We start from the raw sequence: 19,892 nt of genomic DNA, 5'->3' as shown, positions 1-19,892 counted from the left end.
CTACACGAAATTGCACGATTGCCACTATGCACGCCAGCCCCGTAACCGAGCAAGCATGCGAGAGAGCCCGACAACGCTTGGAAAAGCAGGGTATCTCCGTAAAAGAGTTCGCCATCAAGCATGGGCTTCACCCCAGCACCGTCTATGCCGTCCTCCTGGGACAGAAAAAGTGCCTTCGAGGTGAAGCTCACCGAGCCGCCGTGTTGCTCGGGATCAAGCGGATGCCCAAGCCCAAGCGGAACGAATCCCAAAAGTAGCCACCCTGGCCCAAGGAAGAAACCAGAACATGAAGACCCCCGTTCTAGAAACCCTGCGCCAGGTAGTTAGCGCCGTCGTATGCGCTTACCCAGGCGGTCGTGAATGCGCCTCACAACGCCTGGGACTCCAGCTCAAGCAGTTCGACAATCGCGTGTACGAAAACGCAGGCAGCCGTCCGCTCAGCTACGACCAGATTCACCAGTTGGAGCAGGACACCAGCACCACTCACCTGCCCGAGTTTATTGCTCACATGTACGGCGGCATGTTCGTCCCGCTGAGTAAAACCGAGGACCTGGACAATGTAGAGCTGTTCCGACGGTCATTGAGAACCGACGCGAAGCTGGGACAAATCGACCAGCTCATCGCATCCTCGATCGAGGATGGCGTCATCGAAGCATGCGAGGCATTGGCCATCATTCAAGCTCTGACCCGTTACTTCGCCGCTCGCACCGCTGAGGTTGCTGCAACCATCCAGCTCTACAGCCCAGCCAATGTAAGGGGGCAGCAGTGAGCAGCGCCTACAAACTCGTATGCCCGCACTGCAGCAACAAGATGCGTATCCGCACCAGTGAAGGTACCCACATTTTCCTGCGCATCGCCTACCTGCAGTGCGTGAACGAGGCTTGCGGCTGGTCCGTACGGGCTGAGTTCGAAATGACCCACGAAATGAGCCCCAGCGGCATGCCGAACCCGTCCGTTCGACTGCCTGTTGCCCCGGTGGCAATTCGCCGTCAGGCCATGAAATCCGCGTCACAGGACAACCAACCCGATCTGCTCGACCAGTTGGACATGGAGGAAGCAACCGCATGAACGCCATCGCCTTGATCACCGACCACGAAACTGACTACCGGGACGCTATGCAGCGCGCTGCAGTGGCCTACCTGTTCCGCCGTGAAGGCCTGCACCTTTCTGGCGATAACCAGGTGCTGGAGAGCTGCCGCGTGTACCTGGCCCAGTCTCTGGAGGTCCCAACCCACCTGGTACAGCGCATTGCCGAACTTGCCGTTGCTGAGTTCGAGAGCAAGACCACCAAGCGCCTGCAGATGATTGGTGTCTCCCCCTCCAGCGGGATCTACCGCCCTCAACTCATCTTGTTGGACACCATCACCCAGCATCGCTACCAGGTGCCGGCACGCTATCTGCCGCGCCGCATGCTTCAACACCGCGACATCTGAAGTAACCCCGAACAAACCCCTTCCCAGTGCCCCGTTCTGCGTGGGTAAGGGGAAACTGCATTCCACTGGTGGCTGACATGAGCAAGATCACCCTTCAAATTGAACTGGACGAGCACCAGGCGAAGCACTACCTGCTGTGGCTCCAAAGCCAGTACACACTCACCATGGCTGAGGTCTGGTACTCCGACCGGTACCGCGCTGTGCCGGCTGGCGAGCGCGGTCCAAAGGTGCTCGCTGATGTTCCCCATCTGCAGGGCATCTGCCGCACGCGCAAAGCGTTGGAAAAACAGCTTGGCCCGGTTGTGGAGCGTGCGCAGTGACCACGACTCACCCCATGGAGAACAGGCTCCGCGAGGACGTATTGCAGCGCCTGGAGCGCGACTTCGGCCTCAAGCACATGCCCGGCACCAAGTTCATGCGGAAAGGCAAGTGCCCTGCGCACGGCTGTGGCCAGAAGACCCTGTACACATTCCACGAAGCACCATGGATGCTGGTATGCGGTCGGCCGGAGAAGTGCAACCACCGTGTGCATGTGAAAGACCTGTACGACGACCTGTTCAACGACTGGAGCAAGCTCGCACCGGCCACCGACGAGAACCCTACCGCAACAGCCCGCGCGTACCTCGAATTCAACCGTGGCTTTCAGGAAGAGCTGATCAAAGGTTGGTACACCCAGGACACCTACTGGGATGCCAAACTCGGTTTCGGGAGCGCTACCGTTCGCTTCCCCCTCGACAAGGGCGGCTACTGGGAGCGCCTGATCGACAGGCCAAGCCGGTTCGGCAAGATGAAAGCGCGCTTCCGGCCTACCGGCGAGGGCAAGACTGGCTACAGCGGCGTCTGGTGGTGCCCGTCCGGCCTTGATCTGCTCCAGGTGGACGAGCTGTGGGTCGTCGAGGGGATCTTCGACGCGATCGCTCTGCTGCATAACGGCGTTCATGCCGTGTCGATGATGTCCAGCTCGCCACTTCCGGCCGAGTCGCTGAAAGAGTTGTTGCGCAGCTGCCAAGAGGATGGCCGGCGCCCTCCAAAGCTGATCTGGGCCTTGGACAACGAGCCGGTAGCGAAAGCAAATACCCGACGCTGGGCGAAGGAAGCCCGGGACATGGGCTTCACTTGCGAAGCTGCAGTGATCCCCCAGCCCGATAACAAAAAGGTGGACTGGAACGACCTTCACCTGCGCTGGAAGTACCTGGACGACGATAAACGCGACGACCAGGTGCAGGCCGACCTGAAGCGTGCCCGTCACGAGGGTGCACTGCTGTTGGCCGATTCGCCGGAAGAAAAGGGCCTGCTCATGTACGACTGGCACCCAAGGAGCGAGTTTTCCTTCTCGTTTGCCAGCCGCCTCTACTGGTTCAAGTTCGACCTGGTCCGGTTCGACAGGAAGATGCAGGAACTAGAAAACCCGAAGGATCAAGAAGACATCACGCTGACCGACCGCCAGAAGCGGGATAAGGCCCTGCGCGATTCTGCGTCTGTTGTCCGTATCGCCAACTGCTATTTCCAGGCGCTCTACAACATGCGCAACGAGCAGACGGACGAGGCCTGGTATTACTTCCGCATCGAGCGGCCAGGCAAGCCGGTGACCAAGAGCACATTCACTGCCGCCCAACTTGCGTCAGCGCCTGAGTTCACGAAGCGACTGCTGAACGTGTCCAACGGCGGCTGGTACACCGGCAGCGCCTCTCAGTTGATCCGGCTGCTGGAGCCACAAATGGATGACCTGAAACAGGTCAACACCATCGACTGGATCGGTTACTCCAAGGAACACAAGACCTACGTTTTCAATGACATCGCGATCTCGCAGGGGAACGTCTACAAGCTCAACGAAGAGGACTTTTTCGATGTCGGCCCGTTGAGCATCAAGTCCCAGAGCATGTCGCCGAACCTGGTCATCAACACTGACCTGAATGCTTACAACGACCGCTGGTTTGAGACCTTCTGGAAGTGCTTCGGTGTGCGCGGCACCGTTGTCCTGGTTTGGTGGTTGGCGTGCCTGCACGCCGAACAGATCCGCCAATTGCAGAAGACCTTGTGCTTCCTGGAGCTGGTCGGCGAAGGCGGCTCGGGTAAATCCACCCTGATTGAGTTCCTTTGGAAACTGTCCGGCCGTATCGAGTACGAAGGCTTCGACCCCACCAAAGGCACCGCTGCAGGCCGCGCCCGCAACTTCTCGCAGGTAGCCAATTTGCCGGTGGTGCTGATCGAGTCCGAGCGCGAGCAACAGGACGGTGCGCCGGTCAAGCACTACGACTGGGACGAGATCAAGACCACCTACAACGGCCGCTCGGTGCGTTCTACCGGCGTCAAGAACAACGGCAACGAAACCCGCGAACCGCCATTCCGTGCCGGCGTGATGATCGCTCAGAACAACGCGGTGACTGCCTCCAACCCGATCCTCACCCGTATCGCCCAGGTATTGCTGAACAGCGAGCACCACACCCCGGAAACGAAGCTTCACGCCGAGGAACTGGAGTGCATGCCGATGGAAAAAGTCAGCGGTTTCATGATCAAGGCGCTGCAGAAAGAGGACGAGATTCTCCGCCTGCTGGAAGAGAAAACCCGGGGTTACGAGCAGGAGCTGCTTGCCATGCCCGAGATCCGCACGGTTCGAATCGCGAAGAACCACGCGCAACTGCGCAGCATCACCGACGCCCTCGCCCTTGTTGTTCCGCTCGGAGCCGAGCGACTAGCCCTGGTGCACCAGGAGCTGTGCCGCATGGCGGTACAGCGCCAGGAGACCATCAATGCGGATCACAAGGTCGTGCGCGAATTTTGGGACCTTTACGAGTTCCTCGACGACGAGGGGGACGGGCTCAACCACTCGCGCAACAAAGGCCAGATCGCCGTGAACCTGAATGAGTTCGTGAAGAAGGCTGTAAACGAGCGGCAGCAGATGCCGGCCGCGCTCAGCGAGCTGAAACGTCTGCTCAAGACCAGCAAGTCGCCAAAGTTCATTGAAGCCAACAAGCCGATCAACTCCGGCCGGAAAGAAGGCGAATTCATCGGAAAAACCGTTCGGTGCTGGATCTTCCAGCCCTGACTTAGAAGCCGGGCGCTGCAACGCCTGACCTAACCCCGAGGAGAAACGACATGCAACTTAACGTTCAACGTGGAGCAACCCACACCGGCTCTCAGCGCCTGTTCGAGATCCACAACGAAACCCGCAAGCCGGGGCAGAAGATCCTGCGCGCTTTCATGTACACGCCTGAAGCCCTTGCACGGACTGTAGTCCAGCTCGCTCGCGACGGCTCGACGGTCATCTGCATCGACCAGTGCCGCGAGAAGCACATCAAACGGCTGGAGCTTCTTGAGCCAGAACTACCCGGCGGCATTCGTATTCATGCGGTTGTTTGGGCGTGAAGTGGCAAGCGAAGCGTAACGCGGACGACCAGGTCGTGCCGCGCTGCTGGGTAAATGACAGCGGCTACACGGTGGCCGAGTGCCGGCTTCCGCATTCGCGGTATCCGGTGACCCGGCCAGGGACCTCATTGCCATTCGCTTATGCCGACAGCCGTGAAGAGGTTGTCCAGGTCATCACTACAGACATGCAGGCCCGCGAGGCCAGCGAGTAACCGCCATGGACATTCACGTAATCAACAGCGATCGGAGGGCTGAGGCACCGGACCTGATGGGGTTCATCACTGCCCAGCTGAAACAGTCAACCGATGGCACGCCTTACGTCTTCGCCGACGCCTACGCCACCGATGGCTTGCTGGAGATCCTGGAAGTGCGCGTTGCACGGGGCGAGCGCGGGATCCTGGTGATGGGCTGTTCGCGTGCCCAGGTGCAGGCCGTCCTGGAGTGGGGCACCTGCGACGACGATGGCCAACTGCAAGACCTCGAAATTTTCTTGGTACGCCGTGACTAGCGGCTGACCGGCAAAAAAAGGCGCCGAGGAGTTGCACCTCCCCGACGCCCACCAACCCCAAGGAGAAACAACATGCAGGTAGAAACCCCCGAAGTTGGCACACAGAAGGCTAACACAGTGCGTTACGACACCCTGGTAATCCGCGGCGCCTCTGGAAAGACCGTCCCGCAGGAAGTCGACGGCGGCGAGGTTGTGGCCTGGAGCATGGGCCACGGCCTTGCTGCCATGGATGCGCTAGAGGAGTTCGTAGGTGATCTGGCTGAGGGAAGCTATCACGGGCTGTCAAAGGGCGCTGCCGATGCGCTCAACCTAATGCGCCGCCGCCGAGCCATCGGCTGGGATTCCGACGTAGTTAGGGAGGAACCACCAGCAGACTGGCAATCGGCTGTTTCCCGCGCCGAAGCGTATGCCCGCGAGGTTTTCGGTGTGGAAGACGACAACGCCATGCAAGCCATTGACTACATGGCTGGCCTGCTCCTGGCGTTTGAGCCGTTTCGTACCCCAGCACAGGGGGATGCTGAATGACCAAACAGACCCGGCCACGCCTGGCCAGCCACTCGCTGGACCTGCCCAACCATTGCGACATCTGCAACAAGGCGCGCTCTACCAGGAAGCACCAGCGCTGCAGCCAAATCCGTCAGCAGCGGAAATCTGTTGAATGGGAGGCCTACATGGCCAACGTCGAAGCCAAGAAAGAAAAACAGGGGCGCCGATATGCTCGCTAACCAATCCCCCACCCTCGACCTGGTTATCAGCGTTCGGCTCAGCGCCGGCACATACACCGCCCGGGCCCGGGGCGAGAAGGCTACCGCCAGCAGCACCATCAGCGCCGATGCAGCAGCACGCGCCTTGGCCAGCAAGTTAGGGGCCGTTATGGCGCAGTCTGATTTGTTCGCAGCCAACCGCTGCAGCACCGACCCACATGTTCAATTCACCGCACAGCGCAACAGCTGAGGGCACAAACATGACCACCAAAGCTACCCGCAACATCGCCCAAGGCAACCATGGCCGCGTCTATGTCGACGAGTACTTCTGCACCAGCAGGGTCCAGTGGAGGGTTCTTCCAACCAAAGCAAACCGGGACATGGAGCAGGCCGGCGCCGACGCCGCACGCGAGTACCTGGAGCGCAACGGGCATAACAATCTCTGGATGATTTACGAAGCAATGACGGCCGCTGCGCCGAAACCACCGGCCAGCACCGAACCGGTAGTTGTCGCGTTAGTTGCGGAAGATAGGCACCAGCTGACTGACGTTATTCAGTGCGACGGTGTTCACTCGCTCCCTGTTGGCACTGAGCTGATCGACCGGGCTGCGTACGACTTATCAAGGGCGGAGATTTTAGAGCTGACCGCCGAACTGGCTAAAGCCAAGAGCCTGTTGCATACCGCCAGCGTTCATCTGTCGCGGTGGGTGGACATGGATGATGCACCCCGCCAGCAGATCATTCAGTTCCTAGAGGGCATCGACACGCCGGTTGAGCGCGATGAACGGGAAGCTTTCGAGAAGTTCTGCGTCGATTCGTTCAACCGTTGCTGCAACCCCACGATTCCAATGAAGATGGAATTGATGCTAGCTGCAAGGTCCGGAGAGAAGTACACGGCGCGCGGGTGGAGCGATATGTGGAAAGGATGGAAAGCTCGGGCCGCGCTGGAGCGAAAGGGATGATCGGTATGACCCCCTGCGTCAATCAGCTGATAGCCAACGGTGGCCAGAATTCGCGGGATGAGCTTCTAGTCGCTGCGGAAGGATCTACGTCCGTATGATCGGTCACCAGCAGCCCGGCACTGTCCTGACCTTCCAGGACCTGCAGCTTCTCACCGGCTACACCAGACGATCCGGTGTCGAACAAGCCCTGCGAAAGCAGGGCATCCGCTGGTTCTGGGGCCGTCATGGCCCCTGGACTACCATTGATCTGGTCAACCAAGCCGGCGGCAAGTCGCCGGCTACCGAGAAATATGACAGCGAGATCCTATGAGGCGGTCGCGTAATCACAACCCGCTCATCCCTGCGCACATAGACCAGGCCGCCATTCCGGCGGCCGTCTATTTTGACAGCCGCTGGAGCGGCGCTTGGTACACCACTTGGCGAGACGAGGGCGGCAATCGCAAGCGGACCAACATCGCCGGGCCAACTGCAACGTTGGCCGAGCTACACCGCATCATGGAGGAGAGGAAAGGCATCGACCGGGAAAGCCTCAATCATCTGTGCGACGAGTTCCACAAAAGCTCACAGTTCAAGAAGCTGGCGAAGAAGACCCAAGAAGATTATGAGTACAGCCGCGCTGTGCTTGTGGCCATTCCGACAAAGCTGAAGAAGCCCCTGGGCGAACTGTCTGTTCGCAAATTCACCTCGGCACTGGTGCAACGCCTGGTCGATCGCATCGCGGACGAAGGCACACCGTCCAAGGCCGCGCATGTTCTGCGCTACCTTCGGCGGGTGATGCAGTGGGGGCGCAACCGCGGCTATCTGGAGATCAACGTAGCCTTGGGCATCGAGGCGCCGACCGAGCGCAAGCAGCGTCGGCTGCCGAGCCCCAAGGTCATGTCCACGCTGATTGCCCGTGCCCACGAGAAAGGCCAGCTAACACGTGGACAACGTGGTTCATGCCCGGCATACCTGGGCTATGTCATGGAGTTGGCCTACCTGTGCCGGTTGCGAGGAATTGAGACGGTCACCCTAACCGATGCCAACGAACTGGAAGAAGGCGTGCAGACCAACAGGCGCAAAGGCAGCCGCGACAATGTGGTGCGCTGGACTGCTAGGCTGCGGACCGCCTGGGAGGGGGCAAAGTCCTATCGCGGTCGGGTCTGGGCGAGCCAGGCCTATCCCATTCCTGCTGCTGCTGACCGCCGGTTCATCATTGTGGCGGCCCATGGCGGCGCGCTCCAAAAGTCCAGCCTGGACACAACCTGGCAGCGCTTCATAACCAAGGCGATCAAGGACGGGGTCCTCACCGAAGAGCAGCGTTTTGCTCTACACGACCTTAAACGCCGGGGCATCACCGATACCCCAGGCGATCGCAAACAGAAGCAGGATGCTAGCGGACATCGCGACGAGTCGATGCTCGATATCTACGACTTCAGCTTACCCCTCGTCTCACCTTCCGCCGACTGATACCCCGCGTACCAACATAGCCAGAGACCACGTGGTTTCTGGCCTTCCGAATGCCAAACACGTACCAGAAAACGACGTAACCTATTGATTTCACTGTTGTGAGCAGGGTTCTTGTAATCAGTAGGTCCCGGGTTCGATTCCTGGTGCCGGCACCATACGCAGTATCAAAAAAGGCTCACCGAAAGGTGGGCCTTTTTTGTTTTCGGCTAGGAGGTATGACTCAAATGGCGGATTCCCCCAGCCTTGCGCAAGACGTTGTGCATTCAGCTACGGCGTTCTCAAAGGCGTTCCGGCAAAAGCCTCCGCAGTGGTTTGCGTTCGGCCTGTTTTCCATGTTCCCCACTAACTGCTGCGAATTCGCAAGTTTACTGCTGGCTTGGTTTCTGTGTGAGGAGCACGAGGGCATTGCCATCGACGTGGTAACGGGCGAGTTGAAGGCAGATACGGAGCAACGGCACATCTGGCTGAGGCTCGAAGGGCACAATCTGGATATCACCGCTGACCAATTCGATGCAGCTCTCCCTCACACGCTCATCACCCAACCCGGGGGATGGCATGAGAGGTACGCCTTGCTTGACGCGGCGCCATTCCAAAGGGATTTTCACGAAGAATACGGGGATGATTGCAGGCAAGACATCATCGACGACTATCGGGCCCTGGCACGTACCGCAAGGGCCCAGCTCAAATAGTAGGAAACGAGCGTGCTCACGCTACGGGGCAACCGTCGTGGCGACTCGGCCGTAGAGCGGCCTCAACAATCCCATAGCGACACCCCGTGGCTCTATCAGGCAGCACCGTCGCGCAGAGTAAAAGATTCAAAAGCACGCCGCGTCTTCTGTAGGAGCGGCCTTGTGTCGCGATGGGCCGCAAAGCGGCCCCGGGCAATATCAGGCCAGAATAGCGAAAGCTCAAGCACTCCAACAGGGCTCAAAAAGCCCTGTCAGGCGGCTTTCCGCTCCAAACTCTCCCAACCCAGGCAAGCCAGCGCCAATGTGCGTGGTACCGCTTCACGACCACTGCTGTAGCGGCTGATGCTGCGCGCGCTGACTCCCAGCGCTTCGGCAGCCTGGTCGAGCGTCATCCGGTGCCGCAAACGCCAGCGAATGAAAACTCGGGTGTTTTCATCAGGTGCGTTTTGGGCAAGCGCATCCAGTAGCAGGGTATCCGCACCAATCTGAATATCCAGCGCTGGCCACTCCACCGACCATCCTCCTTCGCCCAATACGACGCCTTCAAACGCTTTGCGCTTGGACAGCGGCGCCAAGCCAGGATACGTCTTGAGCGCATCGCTCATATCCAGGGTGAAATGCTGCCCATTGGTAAAGGTAAGCTCAAGGCTGGCGTCCGATCGAGGCTGTACACTCTTCAGACGGGGACGTTTCATCGATGCCATTTCATCCACTCCTTCAACAAATCGGCCTGATTGGCCGCCACCCAGGCCAGGGCTTCTTGCACCACTTTCGCAGGTGCCCTGCCTTGGCTAACAGTCACAGATTCCAGACTGATCACCACGTCCACCCCACCGCCGGTAAGGTGTACGTGGGGTGGTAGATGATCCCTTTCCCTTAGCTCGATGCGGTACTTGTCGCGAAATCGGTATTTGGTAGACATGGCATGATCGTATCGCCAATTTGGCGATACTACAACGGTGAAAACCGGTGTTAAACATTCCGCTCAGTGTACTGGCAGAACGTCTACCCCCGTACAGCCGCGTGCCTATGGCTGCTCCGTCATCTTCCGCTTGTTGTTCAGAATCTCTGAAACCGCGCTCTGGGTCGCTATCGCCGACAGGTCCGTTACCGGTCAAGCCAGAAGCAGGGCCTGGATTACATCGTGATCCTTGTCAGGCACAATTCAGTCCAGATAGGATGAGATAAATTCTCAAACGCAATCCTATACCAACAAGAGGGCTGAAGTTGTCTACCCCGCCCGTGCCATCTGCAACGCAGGCTGATGTTCAGTCCCTCTACATCGACCACCACGCCTGGCTGGTGGACTGGTTGCGCAAACGCCTGCGCCAAGGGGATAACGCTGCCGACCTGGCTCAGGATACGTTCGTAAATGTGCTGGGCAAACTTGACCGGATACAGGATGTGCGCCAGCCGCGTGCCTGGCTGAGTACCATTGCCCGCGCCCTGGTGATCGATCGTGCGCGCCGCGATCGTGTCGAAAGGGCCTATCTGGATGCAGTGGCCAACCTGCCAGAGCCATTGATGCCATCCCCGGAAGCCCAGATGATCCTGCTGGAAACCCTGGCCAAGGTGGATGCCTTGCTCGACGGCTTGCCGCCCAAGGTGCGCACGGCCTTTCTGCTGTCGCGCCTGGAGGGGTTGGGCTACAAGGAAATCGCCGCGCAACTGGGGGTCAGCCTGAGGTCGGTGGAGAGCTACATGGCGAAAGCTATCCGCCATTGCTACTTCGCTACCTCATGAGCCGCGCACCGCGACCCGAGCTACCCGATGACGTGCTCGACCAGGCGATCATGTGGATGGTGCGCCTACAGTCTGGTTACGCGGACGAGCATGCCCTGCAGGGTTGCCTGGATTGGCGCAAGCTTCATCCTCTGCATGAAACCGCTTGGCAGGCGTTGCAGAACAACGAGTCTACCTTCCATAGCCTCGCCAGCCTGCCTGGTGTACCCGGCGGTGTCGCGCGTGACGCCCTTGAGCGCATGCAGCATCACCAGCTGGGTCGGCGGCGGCTGCTTCAGGTGCTGGGCACCGGCCTGGTCGTTGGCGCAACGGGGTGGCAAGGCCAGGAGCAGGTTCGGCGCTGGGCTGCCGACTACAGCACCCGCGTGGGCGAGCAACGAACAGTGATGCTTGCCGACGGTACACGGCTGCAGCTCAATACCAATAGCGCCGTCGATGTCTCATTTACCAGTAGCCAGCGCCTGATCAAGCTGTTGCAGGGTGAGATCTTCATCGAAACCGGCGCTGACGAAGGTTCGCCCGCCGGCCGGCGCAGCTTCTGGGTCCCCACCGCCCAGGCACAATTGCAGGCGCTGGGTACGGCGTTTTCGGTGCGCCAGGAAGGTACGCGCACACGGCTGATGGTCGAACAGAGCAAGGTGCTTATCCATCAGCAGGCACGGCAGCAACTGGTGGCCGCAGGCGAGGAGTATTCGATCAGCGCCGAAGGTAGCCGCAAGCTCCAGCACAGCGAAATGGATGCGAGCGCCTGGACACGGGGCCAGCTGGTGGCACGCAGCCTGCCGTTGCAGACACTGATCGCGGAACTGGCACGCTATCAGCACGGCTGGCTTGGCTGCGCGCCACCGGTAGCGGGCTTGAAGGTATCCGGCGTTTTCCAGCTGGATGATATCGAGCAGGCACTGAATGCCCTCAGCGATTCAATGCCCGTCAGGGTTGAGCGTTTCACGCGGTTCTGGCGTCGCGTTGTTCCTCGCTCAGCATAAATTGCAAAAAGACGAGTTTGAGACTGCGGGTTTTTTCGAGCACTTCGACCAATAGGGAAAACACCCTGCCAAACGAATGGAGCTCGATTCACATGTCATCTGCGTTCTCACCTCGCCATATACCCAGGACCCGCCTTGCCGTAGCGCTGCGTGGCGTGTTGCTTGCCAGCGCTGCAAGCATTGCGCTGCCGATTTACGCGGTACATGCCGAACAGAGGGAAGTACGCCATTACAATCTACCTGCAGGCACGTTGGAGCAATCGCTCAGTGCGTTTGCACAAGTTGCCGCCATCAACTTGCCCTTTGACCCTGCGCTGGTCCGTGGCAAGCATGCGACCGCACTGAACGGCGACTACACCGTTCAGCAGGGCCTGAATGCGCTTTTGCAGGGCAACGGCCTTGTTGCCACCCAAGCGGCCAATGGCAACTGGATACTCGACCCGGTGGCCACCAGCGGGGGCACGGCGCTGGAGCTGGGAAGCACGCTGGTCAGTGGCCAGGGCATGGGCGAGATGACCGAGAACACCGGTTCGTACACCACCGGTGCGGTGAGCGTGGGCTCCAAGAGCCCGACCAGCCTGCGCGAAACGCCACAGTCGGTGTCGGTGCTGTCCAGCCAGCTGATTGAGGACCGCAGTATCACCAGCCTGCAGGACGCGCTGAAAATGGCACCCGGGGTCACGGTGCAAAAAACTACCAGCGACACCTACGAGTTCTACTCGCGCGGTTTCAACCTCGACAGCATCCAGATTGATGGCGCAGCGCCCATGGCACTGTCCTCAGTGGCTACCAGCTTCTACTCCCGCCGGTTGTACAACCTGGCTGAATTCGACCACATCGAGGTATTACGGGGATCGGGTGCGCTGTTCGGCGGTGTGGGCGACCCCGGTGGCGTCATCAACCTGGTGCGCAAGCGCCCGCTGTCGGACTTCCAGTTGAAGTTCGAAGCCGCCGCCGGCTCCTGGGACAACTACCGTTCGCAAGTCGACGTGACCGGCCCGCTCACCGACAGCGGCAATGTTCGCGGCCGCCTGGTGACGGCATACACCGACCGCCAATACTTCACGGATAAATTGGCCACGCAAAAACCCACGGTATACGGGGTGTTCGAGGTCGACCTGGGCCCGCAGACCATCTTCACCCTGGGTGGCATGTATGAAAGCACCCACTCCAACTCGTCGTTGGGGCTGCCACGCTATACCACGGGTAAAGACATCGGGCTGCCGCGCCACACCAACCTGGGGCAGAACTGGTCCTACATGGACAATATCTCCCAGGAGATCTTCACCAAACTCGACCACTACTTCGATAACGACTGGAAGCTGAACGTCTCGTATACCAATACCCGCGACGCCGGCAAGGCGCTGGCGGCAGTATCGGGCAACGCCGTCAACCCGGTGACCTTGGCAGGCCCGGTGTGGCGCGCCAGCTATAACGTCTATTCCACCAGCCAGGACCTGCTAGACAGCAACCTTTCTGGCAGCTTCGATGCCTTTGGCCGCGAGCACCAGTTCGTGCTGGGCGCCGATTATCAGAAGGTCACCAGCCGCTGGCAGGGTTCTGGGGTGTTCACCGGCACCGCTGTCCCCATCGACGTGTTCGACCCTGGTTACTGGAAGCCCACCACGATTTCATTGCAGACCCCACGGGACTACAGCCCCAATACGCAAGAGCAGTACGGCTTGTATGGGCGCTTGACGCTGCAGGTGGCTGACCCGCTCAAGGTCATTCTGGGTGGCCGCGCGGCCCGTTACCACTTCGAGCAGGTGTATACCAATGCGGGTGTGGTGCAGAGCGACATCGACATGCGCGAACCTACGCGTTTCGTGCCTTACTTTGGCGCCATCTACGACCTTGACGAGCAGTGGTCGCTGTATGGCAGCTATTCGAAGATCTACAAGCCGCAGCAAAGCTACCTTCGCGGGCCGGTGGGCAGTAATGACGTGCTGGAGCCGCTGGAGGGCAAGACCTCCGAGGTGGGTATCAAGGGCGAACTGTTCGATGGCCGCTTGAACACCAGCCTTGCCGTGTTTTATACCAAGCGCAAGAACGGCGCGGTGCAGGATACCAACTTCCCGGCGGCCTCCGTGCTGTATGGCGGCAGTTGCTGCTATGTGAACCAGGGCGAGGTCGTCAGCAAAGGGATCGAGCTGGAAGCGACGGGCGAAATCCGCAAGGATTGGAACCTGATGGCCAGCTACGTGTACAACTACAACAAGAACGAGACTGACAGCACGGCCTTGAGCACCATCACGCCCAAGCATCAGTTCAAGGTGTGGACGACTTATCAACTGCCCGCAGAGCTTTCGGACTGGACCGTAGGCGGCGGCGTCGATCTGCAAAGCGCCACCTATGTCAGCGGTACCACGGTGCGCGTGGATGGCAATGGCAATGTGGTGGAGTCGAACATTCCGTTCGATTACAAGCAAAGTGGCTACGCGGTGTGGAACGCCCTGTTGAGGTACCGCGTGGATGACCACTGGACCGTATCGCTCAATGCCAACAACCTGTTCGACAAGACTTACTACCAAACAGTCTCCAGCGCGGCGAACGGCAACTTCTATGGGGACCCGCGTAATTACATGCTGACCCTGAGGGGGACGTTCTAGTCGTCTCGGTCGGCGGGTATGCACTGCACCTGGTAGGCCGTCGCAAAAGGCGAGTCAAATAAGAAAAGCGGGCCGCTTTGCGGCCCATCGCAGGCAAGCCAGCTCCCACAGTGATCGCGCCAGCCTTCAGGTTTTGTGCAAGACAGTTGCTGCCAATCTTCGCTGTCAAACCACCCCATGCATGAAGAACTCGACCGATACGCTGAAAAACTCAGCAAAGCCCTTTATCTGGGCAACCGCCAATGGATTGATGTCGGTCAACCGAGGGGCTGGGCCAGGGGTTTACGTTCAGGCCAGGTAGCCCTAAGGGAGGATGAGCATGGCCAAGAGATTCCCTACAAACCCTCGCAACCCCGAGCGTATCTGCTGGGGTTGCGACCTGTACTGCCCTGCCAAGGCGCTAGCCTGTGGGAATGGCGCAGACCGGACCATGCATCCGGTGGAGCTGTTTGGCGAAGATTGGGATAGCTTCGAGGGCCATTTGGAGAAGCCGGTTGATGCAGGGCACGCGGCAGAGCCCAGCTGAGAGAGGGCCGCTTGGGAGCGGGGTACCCCCGAAACACCGTGGTGGATGGCACGGGCTTCGCCCGTGTTCGCGGGCGAGCCCGCTCCCACAGTGATCGCGCTCGCTTTCAGATGTTTTGCAATTCAGTTGCCCCGACAGATACTGCATAAACCTGAAGTCTGCGCGGTACCTGTGGGAGCGGGCGTGCCCGCGAAGAGTCCAACGCGGTGCATGGCACCGGCTTCGCCGGTGTTCGGGGCTAAAGCCGCTCCCACAGTGATCGCGCTAGCGCTTAGGTGTTATGCAAGACAGTTGCTCCCACAGGGACCGCGCGCAGACCTGTGGGAACGGTTGGTCAGAACGCGGTACTTACCGTCAACGACAGGTTACGCGGGTCGCCGTAGATCGCTCCGGCATAGAACCCGTATTGGGTGTAGTAGTGCTTGTCGAACAGGTTGTTGGCGTTGAGGCTGACGCTGGTCTCATCGGTCAGCTGGTACTTGGCCATGGCATTCCAGATGGCATAACCGGACCAGTTCACATCAGTGGCACCATTGCTCACACCGTTGGTGGGCTGGCCAGCCGGGCTGGAAATGGCGCGGATGTTGGTTTGCGCAGTCACGCCGGCACCCACGGTCAGGCGGTCGAGCGGGCCGCTGAGGCGGTAGGTGGTCGAGGCCTTGAACAGGTGCGACGGGTCGCTGCGGCCGTCGCTGTCGACGCGACGGAAGTGCAGGTAGGTGTAGCCGGCATACACGTTCCAATTGGGCGTCAGCGCGCCTGCCACTTCCAGGTCGATACCGTCGGTTTCCACGCCAGAGCCCGCCTTGTAGGCGCTGGCCCCGGTCGGTGTGGTCAGGTCGCCGTCGAGCACGGCTTTGTTTTCCTGCTTGGTGCGGAAGTACGCCGCCGAGGCGTTCAGACGGCCATCGAACCACTCACCCTTGATACCTGTTTCGTAGCTTTGCCCACGAATCGGCTCGACCTTGCTGCCACTGCTGGTTTCAGAGGTTTGCGGGGTAAAGATGTCGGTGTAGCTGGCATACAACGAGTAATTGTCGTTGAGGTCATACACCGCGCCCAGGTAGGGGGTGACGATGCCGTTTTCTTCCTGGCTGCTGCGCTCGCCGGCCACGCTGCGGGTCACAGAAGAATAGTTGCTGGTGCGCACGCCAACGATCACCGACAGCGGGTCGGTGATGCTCAGGCGGGTGGCGGCGTACATGCCCTGCAGGCGGGTGGTGGTCTTGCTGTGAAGGCCGGTGCGCGAGGCGATGAGGTCGTAGTCGTCATCCACGCCATTGCGCCAGTCCGTGACCGGGAAGCCGTTATTGGCGCGGAACTGGCAACCCAGTGCAGGCGCGCTGGCCATGCCATCGCCGACCATGGTGCAGGTGTACTGGGGCGACCAGCCGACGGTGCGGCTGTCGTTGTAGCCGACCATGGCCTGGTGGGTGCGGCCGAACAGCTGGAACGGGCCCGACAGGTCGATCTGCGCCGACTGCTGGGTGGTGTCGCTGGAGCTGTGCAAACCGTTCAGCACCGCGCCGCTGCCGTCCTGGTCCCAATAGCCGCCGTAGCTGCCGCGCCCAGCCGAGTTCACCTTGGCAAGGCCGCGGTGGTTCAAGGCCTCGGTAGTCGCCTGGGCGGCTATCAGGTCCAAGGTCCAGTCGTTGTCGAAGCGGTGCTCGAGCGAGCCGAACGCCGTACGGGTGGTGTACTCGCCAAAGCTCCAGCTGGGCACCACGTTGGTGCTGCGCGGCAAGTCGGTCTTGCTGCCGTCGCGGTACCAGATCGGGATGTTCGCGCCCCAGCCGCCGCCCACCACCTTGTTGTATTCATACTGGTAACCGGCGCCCAGTGTGGTGGCGTCGTCCAGGTCGAACGCGAAATTGGCCAACGCGGCGCGAGAGCGCTCGGACTGGTTGTCGCGGAAGGAGTTGGCGTCCTGCTGGGTCGTCACGAAGCGCGAGCGCAGGCGGCCATCCTCGGAAAGGGGCAGATTCAGGTCAGCACCCAGGCGACGTTTGTCCCAGCTGCCGTAAGTGGCGTAGGCGCTGCCGCCGAACGTCTTGGTCGGTGCCTTGCGGATCAGGTTGACGGTGGCAGAGGGGTCGCCGGTGCCGCCCAGCAGGCCGTTGGCGCCGCGCACGATGTCGATGCGTTCGTACAGGTCCATGTTCAACGCATTGCCGCTGCCACTGAAATCGGACCCGCCCTGGGTCTGCAGGCCGTCGACCTTCCAGTTGCTGATCGAGTAACCACGGGCACGGTAGTCGGTACGCCCACCCACCTCGGATTTGTTGGCCGTTACCCCCGGCGTGGTTTCCAGCGCCTGCTCGATGGTGTGGATGTCGCGGTCATCCATCTGCTGGCGGGTAATGGTGGTGACCGATTGCGGCGTCTGGCGTGGCGTCAGCGCCAGGCCTGTGGAGCTGCGGGTGCTCTCGACCGTGTAGCCTAGCTGGCCAGCATCGTCGGCCGGCAGCAGAGCGCTGTCTTCGATCTGCGTGGCGTCCAGCTCCAGGGGTTTGCCGTCGGCAGCTGCGGCCCCGCCACTGATGGCGACGGCCACGAAGAACGCCAGCGGCTTGAGGCGACTGCCACTTTGGCTGATGGGGGTGAACACTTTCGGGATGCGCTTGGGATTCATTTGGGAAAGCTTCGTATTTGCAGATGATTTTTTGTTAGGATTCTAGGGATCGGCCCTCCCGGCTCCAGACCCGACATGTACGGGGATGTAATTGAACGTAACGAGCGCCACCGGCCCTCACCGAACAGGTGTTTTTCCGCATGAGCACGACCTTGCTGGTTGTCGACGATGACGACGAGATCCGCGAACTTCTTTGTGATTACCTGACCGATGCCGGCTACAACGTGCTAGCGGCAGCCGAGGGTGAACAGATGCGCGAACAGCTGGCCAGGCACAAGGTGGACCTGGTGGTGCTCGACCTGATGCTGCCGGGTGAAGATGGCCTTAGCCTGTGCCGCCAGTTGCAAGCGACGCGTGGTCTGGCCGTAATCATGCTGTCGGCCAAGGGCAGCACGCTGGACCGCATCATCGGCCTGGAAGTGGGTGCCGACGACTACCTGGCCAAGCCTTTCGAGCCACGCGAGCTGATCGCCCGGATCAAGGCCGTGCTGCGTCGCCCGCAACGCCTGGATCCCCCCGCCGACGAGCCCGCCGTGGTGGATGCCCAGCAGTTCGCAGGCTTTCGCCTTGAACACGTCAAGCGTCTGCTCACCCGCCCGGATGGCGAAACCCTTACCCTGCCGCGCTCCGACTACCGCGTGCTGCGCGAACTGCTGGACGCCAACAACCGGGTAGTGTCCCGCGACCAGCTGACCCGCAGCGCGTTTGGCCGCGACCACCTGCCCGACGACCGTTCGGTGGACATGTGCGTCAGCCGCCTGCGCCAGCAACTGCGCCGCGCGCCGGCGGGGGCCGCGCAAATTCTCACCATCCGCAATGAAGGCTATCTGCTGAGTATCGCCAACCTCGCGGCCGATGCCTGACATGCGCTGGCTTCGCCGGCTGTGGCCGCGCACCTTGTTTGGCCAGTTGCTGCTGATCATGGTCAGCGGCACGCTGTTGATCCAGTTGATGTCGAGCAGCATCTGGTTTGATGTGCGCTTTGCCCAGGTGCTCGAAGCCCCGGTGAGGCTAATCGCTGCACGCAGTGCACCGCTGATTGCCCAGGCCGACTGCCACGGTGGCACGTTGCAGGCGCCAGCCCATTACCAGCTGCGCTGCGCCGAGCACCTGCCCACGGCGGAGCATGACGAGCGTCGCGGGCGCAGGCGCATCGAGCTGTTGCTGCAACAGGCCCTCAAGTACGAGCTGGGGCATGCCCAGGACGTGCGCCTGATGCAGGTGCGACTGACCGATGAGCTGGGTCAGCCGATTGTCTGGCGCAGCCTGTTCGGCCTGCGCACGGCCCAGGCGCATATCCAGTTTGCAGTGCCGTTGGCCGATGGCCACTGGCTGACCATTGAGGGCCAGGAACTGCAGGGCTGGAGTGGCGAATCGGCCTGGGTGCTGATCAGCGACTACCTGTTGCGGGTGTATGCGCTGCGGATTGTCGCGGTATTGCTGGTGTGCCTGATTGCCGTGCGCCTGTGCCTGCGCCCGTTGCGACGCCTGGCCGACGCAGCGCGCGGCCTGGGCGGCAACCTCGAGCAGCCTCCCCTGGCGCTGGATGGCCCGGAAGAAGTGCGCCAGGCGGCGCAGGCGTTCAACGCCATGCAGCAGCGGCTGATTGCCATGGTCAATGACAAGGCCTACTTCCTGGCCGCCGTGTCTCATGACCTGCGCACCCCGCTGACCCGCATGCGCCTGCGCCTGGAGCGGCTGCCAGACGACGAACACCGCCAGCGCCTGCGGCAGAACATCACGCAGATGGACGACATGATCGGCCAGGTTCTGGACTACCTGCGTGCGGGGGAGCAGCAGAATTTGCAGCAGGTGGACCTGGACCGCTTGGTTGCGCGCCAGTGTGCGGACCTGGCCACTGCCGAAGAACCCCTTCCGGTGCACGGCCAGGTGGGTAGTTTGCGGGTAGATGCCTTGCTGTTGCAGCGCTGCCTGCAAAACTTGCTGGTGAATGCGTTGCGCTACGCCAAGCATGTTTCGGTCACGCTGGAACGGGCGGTAAGTGGAGTGTTCATCCATATCGACGACCGCGGGCCTGGGGTCGCGCCGGAGCTGCTGGCAACCATTACCGATCCGTTCGTGCGTGGTGAAGGGTCGCGCAACCAGGCATCCGGCGGGTATGGGCTGGGGTTGAGCATTGCCCAGCGGATTGCCGCCAGCCATGGTGGTGAGCTGAGGGTGTCGAACCGCGAGGGCGGTGGGTTGCGGGTCAGCATACTGCTGCCTGGCTAACGCTATTTTTCTGTGGGAGCGGCCTTGTGTCGCGATGGGCTGCGCAGCAGCCC

25 protein-coding genes and 2 pseudogenes are annotated in these 19,892 nt (G+C 60.7%); 22 read left to right on the top strand and 5 right to left on the bottom strand.

From position 1 onward, the window contains the following. The first annotated feature begins 26 nt into the window (after positions 1-26). The 16 genes from AC07XM_RS22390 to AC07XM_RS22315 all read left to right on the top strand — a co-directional run bounded on the left by AC07XM_RS22390 (position 27) and on the right by AC07XM_RS22315 (position 9,111). Complete coding sequence (locus tag AC07XM_RS22390; RefSeq protein WP_102689758.1) at positions 27-257, top strand: DNA-binding protein; 231 nt, start codon at positions 27-29, stop codon at positions 255-257. A gap of 29 nt (positions 258-286) precedes the next feature. Next, on the top strand, positions 287-769 hold the full coding sequence (locus tag AC07XM_RS22385) for a YmfL family putative regulatory protein (protein ID WP_102689759.1): 483 nt from the start codon (positions 287-289) through the stop codon (positions 767-769). Beyond that, positions 766-1,068: an Ogr/Delta-like zinc finger protein gene (locus tag AC07XM_RS22380; RefSeq protein ID WP_102689760.1), complete on the top strand. Its 303-nt coding sequence runs from the start codon at positions 766-768 to the stop codon at positions 1,066-1,068. The genes AC07XM_RS22385 and AC07XM_RS22380 overlap by 4 nt, the downstream gene beginning before the upstream one ends. Further along, positions 1,065-1,433 carry a hypothetical protein gene (locus AC07XM_RS22375; protein WP_102689761.1) on the top strand — a complete coding sequence of 123 codons (369 nt, stop codon included), beginning with the start codon at positions 1,065-1,067 and terminating at the stop codon, positions 1,431-1,433. Before AC07XM_RS22380 ends, AC07XM_RS22375 begins: the two co-directional genes overlap by 4 nt. 77 nt (positions 1,434-1,510) lie before the next feature. Further along, positions 1,511-1,753 (top strand): hypothetical protein, encoded by a 243-nt coding sequence (locus tag AC07XM_RS22370; protein ID WP_102689762.1) that lies wholly within the window; start codon positions 1,511-1,513, stop codon positions 1,751-1,753. Between the two features lie 14 nt (positions 1,754-1,767). After that, on the top strand, positions 1,768-4,479 hold the full coding sequence (locus AC07XM_RS22365) for a toprim domain-containing protein (RefSeq protein ID WP_102689763.1): 2,712 nt from the start codon (positions 1,768-1,770) through the stop codon (positions 4,477-4,479). 50 nt (positions 4,480-4,529) lie between these two features. Further along, a complete protein-coding gene (locus AC07XM_RS22360; protein WP_102689764.1) occupies positions 4,530-4,799 on the top strand; it encodes a hypothetical protein in 270 nt (89 codons plus the stop codon). Continuing rightward, positions 4,796-5,011: a hypothetical protein gene (locus tag AC07XM_RS22355; RefSeq protein WP_102689782.1), complete on the top strand. Its 216-nt coding sequence runs from the start codon at positions 4,796-4,798 to the stop codon at positions 5,009-5,011. Before AC07XM_RS22360 ends, AC07XM_RS22355 begins: the two co-directional genes overlap by 4 nt. A 5-nt stretch (positions 5,012-5,016) precedes the next feature. Next, positions 5,017-5,307, top strand: a complete 291-nt coding sequence (locus AC07XM_RS22350) for a hypothetical protein (protein ID WP_102689765.1) — start codon at positions 5,017-5,019, stop codon at positions 5,305-5,307. Between the two features lie 72 nt (positions 5,308-5,379). After that, the gene (locus AC07XM_RS22345; RefSeq protein WP_102689766.1) at positions 5,380-5,832 is read left to right on the top strand and encodes a hypothetical protein; all 453 of its coding nucleotides are present in this window, start codon (positions 5,380-5,382) and stop codon (positions 5,830-5,832) included. Then, a complete protein-coding gene (locus AC07XM_RS22340) occupies positions 5,829-6,032 on the top strand; it encodes a hypothetical protein (protein WP_102689767.1) in 204 nt (67 codons plus the stop codon). The genes AC07XM_RS22345 and AC07XM_RS22340 overlap by 4 nt, the downstream gene beginning before the upstream one ends. Further along, positions 6,022-6,261 carry a hypothetical protein gene (locus AC07XM_RS22335; protein ID WP_102689768.1) on the top strand — a complete coding sequence of 80 codons (240 nt, stop codon included), beginning with the start codon at positions 6,022-6,024 and terminating at the stop codon, positions 6,259-6,261. Before AC07XM_RS22340 ends, AC07XM_RS22335 begins: the two co-directional genes overlap by 11 nt. A 10-nt stretch (positions 6,262-6,271) precedes the next feature. Then, positions 6,272-6,973: a hypothetical protein gene (locus AC07XM_RS22330; protein ID WP_102689769.1), complete on the top strand. Its 702-nt coding sequence runs from the start codon at positions 6,272-6,274 to the stop codon at positions 6,971-6,973. 94 nt (positions 6,974-7,067) lie between these two features. After that, positions 7,068-7,283 (top strand): DUF4224 domain-containing protein, encoded by a 216-nt coding sequence (locus AC07XM_RS22325; protein WP_102689770.1) that lies wholly within the window; start codon positions 7,068-7,070, stop codon positions 7,281-7,283. Continuing rightward, on the top strand, positions 7,280-8,422 hold the full coding sequence (locus AC07XM_RS22320; protein ID WP_102689771.1) for a site-specific integrase: 1,143 nt from the start codon (positions 7,280-7,282) through the stop codon (positions 8,420-8,422). The genes AC07XM_RS22325 and AC07XM_RS22320 overlap by 4 nt, the downstream gene beginning before the upstream one ends. A gap of 224 nt (positions 8,423-8,646) precedes the next feature. After that, the gene (locus tag AC07XM_RS22315) at positions 8,647-9,111 is read left to right on the top strand and encodes a hypothetical protein (RefSeq protein ID WP_102689772.1); all 465 of its coding nucleotides are present in this window, start codon (positions 8,647-8,649) and stop codon (positions 9,109-9,111) included. Positions 9,112-9,362: 251 nt separating this feature from the next. Here AC07XM_RS22315 and AC07XM_RS22310 read toward each other — a convergent pair whose 3' ends face one another. The 3 genes and pseudogenes from AC07XM_RS22310 to AC07XM_RS22300 form a co-directional block, all read right to left on the bottom strand. Further along, positions 9,363-9,815: a DUF2442 domain-containing protein gene (locus tag AC07XM_RS22310; protein ID WP_102689773.1), complete on the bottom strand. Its 453-nt coding sequence runs from the start codon at positions 9,813-9,815 to the stop codon at positions 9,363-9,365. After that, a complete protein-coding gene (locus AC07XM_RS22305) occupies positions 9,803-10,033 on the bottom strand; it encodes a DUF4160 domain-containing protein (protein ID WP_081237919.1) in 231 nt (76 codons plus the stop codon). The genes AC07XM_RS22310 and AC07XM_RS22305 overlap by 13 nt, the downstream gene beginning before the upstream one ends. 117 nt (positions 10,034-10,150) lie before the next feature. Continuing rightward, positions 10,151-10,216, bottom strand: a pseudogene (locus AC07XM_RS22300) (helix-turn-helix domain-containing protein); the annotation flags it as partial. Positions 10,217-10,338: 122 nt separating this feature from the next. On the opposite strand from AC07XM_RS22300, the gene AC07XM_RS22295 reads away from it, so the two are divergent. From AC07XM_RS22295 to AC07XM_RS22285, 3 genes are all read left to right on the top strand, one after another. Beyond that, on the top strand, positions 10,339-10,854 hold the full coding sequence (locus tag AC07XM_RS22295; RefSeq protein WP_219735896.1) for a sigma-70 family RNA polymerase sigma factor: 516 nt from the start codon (positions 10,339-10,341) through the stop codon (positions 10,852-10,854). After that, positions 10,851-11,840, top strand: coding sequence for a FecR domain-containing protein (locus AC07XM_RS22290; protein ID WP_102689775.1), 990 nt, complete (start codon positions 10,851-10,853; stop codon positions 11,838-11,840). The genes AC07XM_RS22295 and AC07XM_RS22290 overlap by 4 nt, the downstream gene beginning before the upstream one ends. 92 nt (positions 11,841-11,932) lie before the next feature. Then, positions 11,933-14,449, top strand: coding sequence for a TonB-dependent siderophore receptor (locus AC07XM_RS22285; RefSeq protein WP_219735897.1), 2,517 nt, complete (start codon positions 11,933-11,935; stop codon positions 14,447-14,449). A 165-nt stretch (positions 14,450-14,614) separates the two neighbouring features. On the opposite strand, the pseudogene AC07XM_RS22280 reads toward AC07XM_RS22285, so the two are convergent. After that, positions 14,615-14,689 (bottom strand): annotated as a pseudogene (locus AC07XM_RS22280) (helix-turn-helix domain-containing protein); the annotation flags it as partial. A 79-nt stretch (positions 14,690-14,768) separates the two neighbouring features. Between AC07XM_RS22280 and AC07XM_RS22275 the strand changes: the two are divergent. Further along, positions 14,769-14,975, top strand: a complete 207-nt coding sequence (locus AC07XM_RS22275; RefSeq protein ID WP_102689777.1) for a DUF3079 domain-containing protein — start codon at positions 14,769-14,771, stop codon at positions 14,973-14,975. A gap of 334 nt (positions 14,976-15,309) precedes the next feature. Here AC07XM_RS22275 and AC07XM_RS22270 read toward each other — a convergent pair whose 3' ends face one another. Beyond that, a complete protein-coding gene (locus tag AC07XM_RS22270; RefSeq protein WP_102689778.1) occupies positions 15,310-17,607 on the bottom strand; it encodes a TonB-dependent siderophore receptor in 2,298 nt (765 codons plus the stop codon). A 140-nt stretch (positions 17,608-17,747) separates the two neighbouring features. Between AC07XM_RS22270 and AC07XM_RS22265 the strand changes: the two genes are divergently transcribed. Both AC07XM_RS22265 and AC07XM_RS22260 read left to right on the top strand, forming a co-directional pair. Next, positions 17,748-18,470, top strand: coding sequence for a response regulator (locus AC07XM_RS22265; RefSeq protein ID WP_016484432.1), 723 nt, complete (start codon positions 17,748-17,750; stop codon positions 18,468-18,470). Position 18,471: 1 nt separating this feature from the next. Continuing rightward, positions 18,472-19,839, top strand: coding sequence for an ATP-binding protein (locus tag AC07XM_RS22260; RefSeq protein WP_024717586.1), 1,368 nt, complete (start codon positions 18,472-18,474; stop codon positions 19,837-19,839). The last annotated feature ends 53 nt before the right edge of the window (positions 19,840-19,892 follow it).

It is taken from the genome of Pseudomonas sp. GW460-LB5 (assembly GCF_059423245.1).
Note: the sequence above shows the minus strand (reverse complement) of the source record. Positions and strands in the feature narration are given on the sequence as shown.

Bases quoted from the DNA above. Each gene is read 5' to 3' on its own strand.
- AC07XM_RS22375 (WP_102689761.1), top strand. From the start codon at position 1,065: ATGAACGCCATCGCCTTGATCACCGACCACGAAACTGACTACCGGGAC.
- AC07XM_RS22285 (WP_219735897.1), top strand. From the start codon at position 11,933: ATGTCATCTGCGTTCTCACCTCGCCATATACCCAGGACCCGCCTTGCC.
- AC07XM_RS22265 (WP_016484432.1), top strand. From the start codon at position 17,748: ATGAGCACGACCTTGCTGGTTGTCGACGATGACGACGAGATCCGCGAA.
- AC07XM_RS22370 (WP_102689762.1), top strand. From the start codon at position 1,511: ATGAGCAAGATCACCCTTCAAATTGAACTGGACGAGCACCAGGCGAAG.
- AC07XM_RS22315 (WP_102689772.1), top strand. From the start codon at position 8,647: ATGGCGGATTCCCCCAGCCTTGCGCAAGACGTTGTGCATTCAGCTACG.
- AC07XM_RS22390 (WP_102689758.1), top strand. From the start codon at position 27: ATGCACGCCAGCCCCGTAACCGAGCAAGCATGCGAGAGAGCCCGACAA.
- AC07XM_RS22325 (WP_102689770.1), top strand. From the start codon at position 7,068: ATGATCGGTCACCAGCAGCCCGGCACTGTCCTGACCTTCCAGGACCTG.
- AC07XM_RS22360 (WP_102689764.1), top strand. From the start codon at position 4,530: ATGCAACTTAACGTTCAACGTGGAGCAACCCACACCGGCTCTCAGCGC.
- AC07XM_RS22260 (WP_024717586.1), top strand. From the start codon at position 18,472: ATGCGCTGGCTTCGCCGGCTGTGGCCGCGCACCTTGTTTGGCCAGTTG.
- AC07XM_RS22290 (WP_102689775.1), top strand. From the start codon at position 10,851: ATGAGCCGCGCACCGCGACCCGAGCTACCCGATGACGTGCTCGACCAG.
- AC07XM_RS22385 (WP_102689759.1), top strand. From the start codon at position 287: ATGAAGACCCCCGTTCTAGAAACCCTGCGCCAGGTAGTTAGCGCCGTC.
- AC07XM_RS22330 (WP_102689769.1), top strand. From the start codon at position 6,272: ATGACCACCAAAGCTACCCGCAACATCGCCCAAGGCAACCATGGCCGC.
- AC07XM_RS22270 (WP_102689778.1), bottom strand. From the start codon at position 17,607: ATGAATCCCAAGCGCATCCCGAAAGTGTTCACCCCCATCAGCCAAAGT.
- AC07XM_RS22350 (WP_102689765.1), top strand. From the start codon at position 5,017: ATGGACATTCACGTAATCAACAGCGATCGGAGGGCTGAGGCACCGGAC.
- AC07XM_RS22305 (WP_081237919.1), bottom strand. From the start codon at position 10,033: ATGTCTACCAAATACCGATTTCGCGACAAGTACCGCATCGAGCTAAGG.
- AC07XM_RS22340 (WP_102689767.1), top strand. From the start codon at position 5,829: ATGACCAAACAGACCCGGCCACGCCTGGCCAGCCACTCGCTGGACCTG.
- AC07XM_RS22310 (WP_102689773.1), bottom strand. From the start codon at position 9,815: ATGGCATCGATGAAACGTCCCCGTCTGAAGAGTGTACAGCCTCGATCG.
- AC07XM_RS22335 (WP_102689768.1), top strand. From the start codon at position 6,022: ATGCTCGCTAACCAATCCCCCACCCTCGACCTGGTTATCAGCGTTCGG.
- AC07XM_RS22345 (WP_102689766.1), top strand. From the start codon at position 5,380: ATGCAGGTAGAAACCCCCGAAGTTGGCACACAGAAGGCTAACACAGTG.
- AC07XM_RS22275 (WP_102689777.1), top strand. From the start codon at position 14,769: ATGGCCAAGAGATTCCCTACAAACCCTCGCAACCCCGAGCGTATCTGC.
- AC07XM_RS22365 (WP_102689763.1), top strand. From the start codon at position 1,768: ATGGAGAACAGGCTCCGCGAGGACGTATTGCAGCGCCTGGAGCGCGAC.
- AC07XM_RS22320 (WP_102689771.1), top strand. From the start codon at position 7,280: ATGAGGCGGTCGCGTAATCACAACCCGCTCATCCCTGCGCACATAGAC.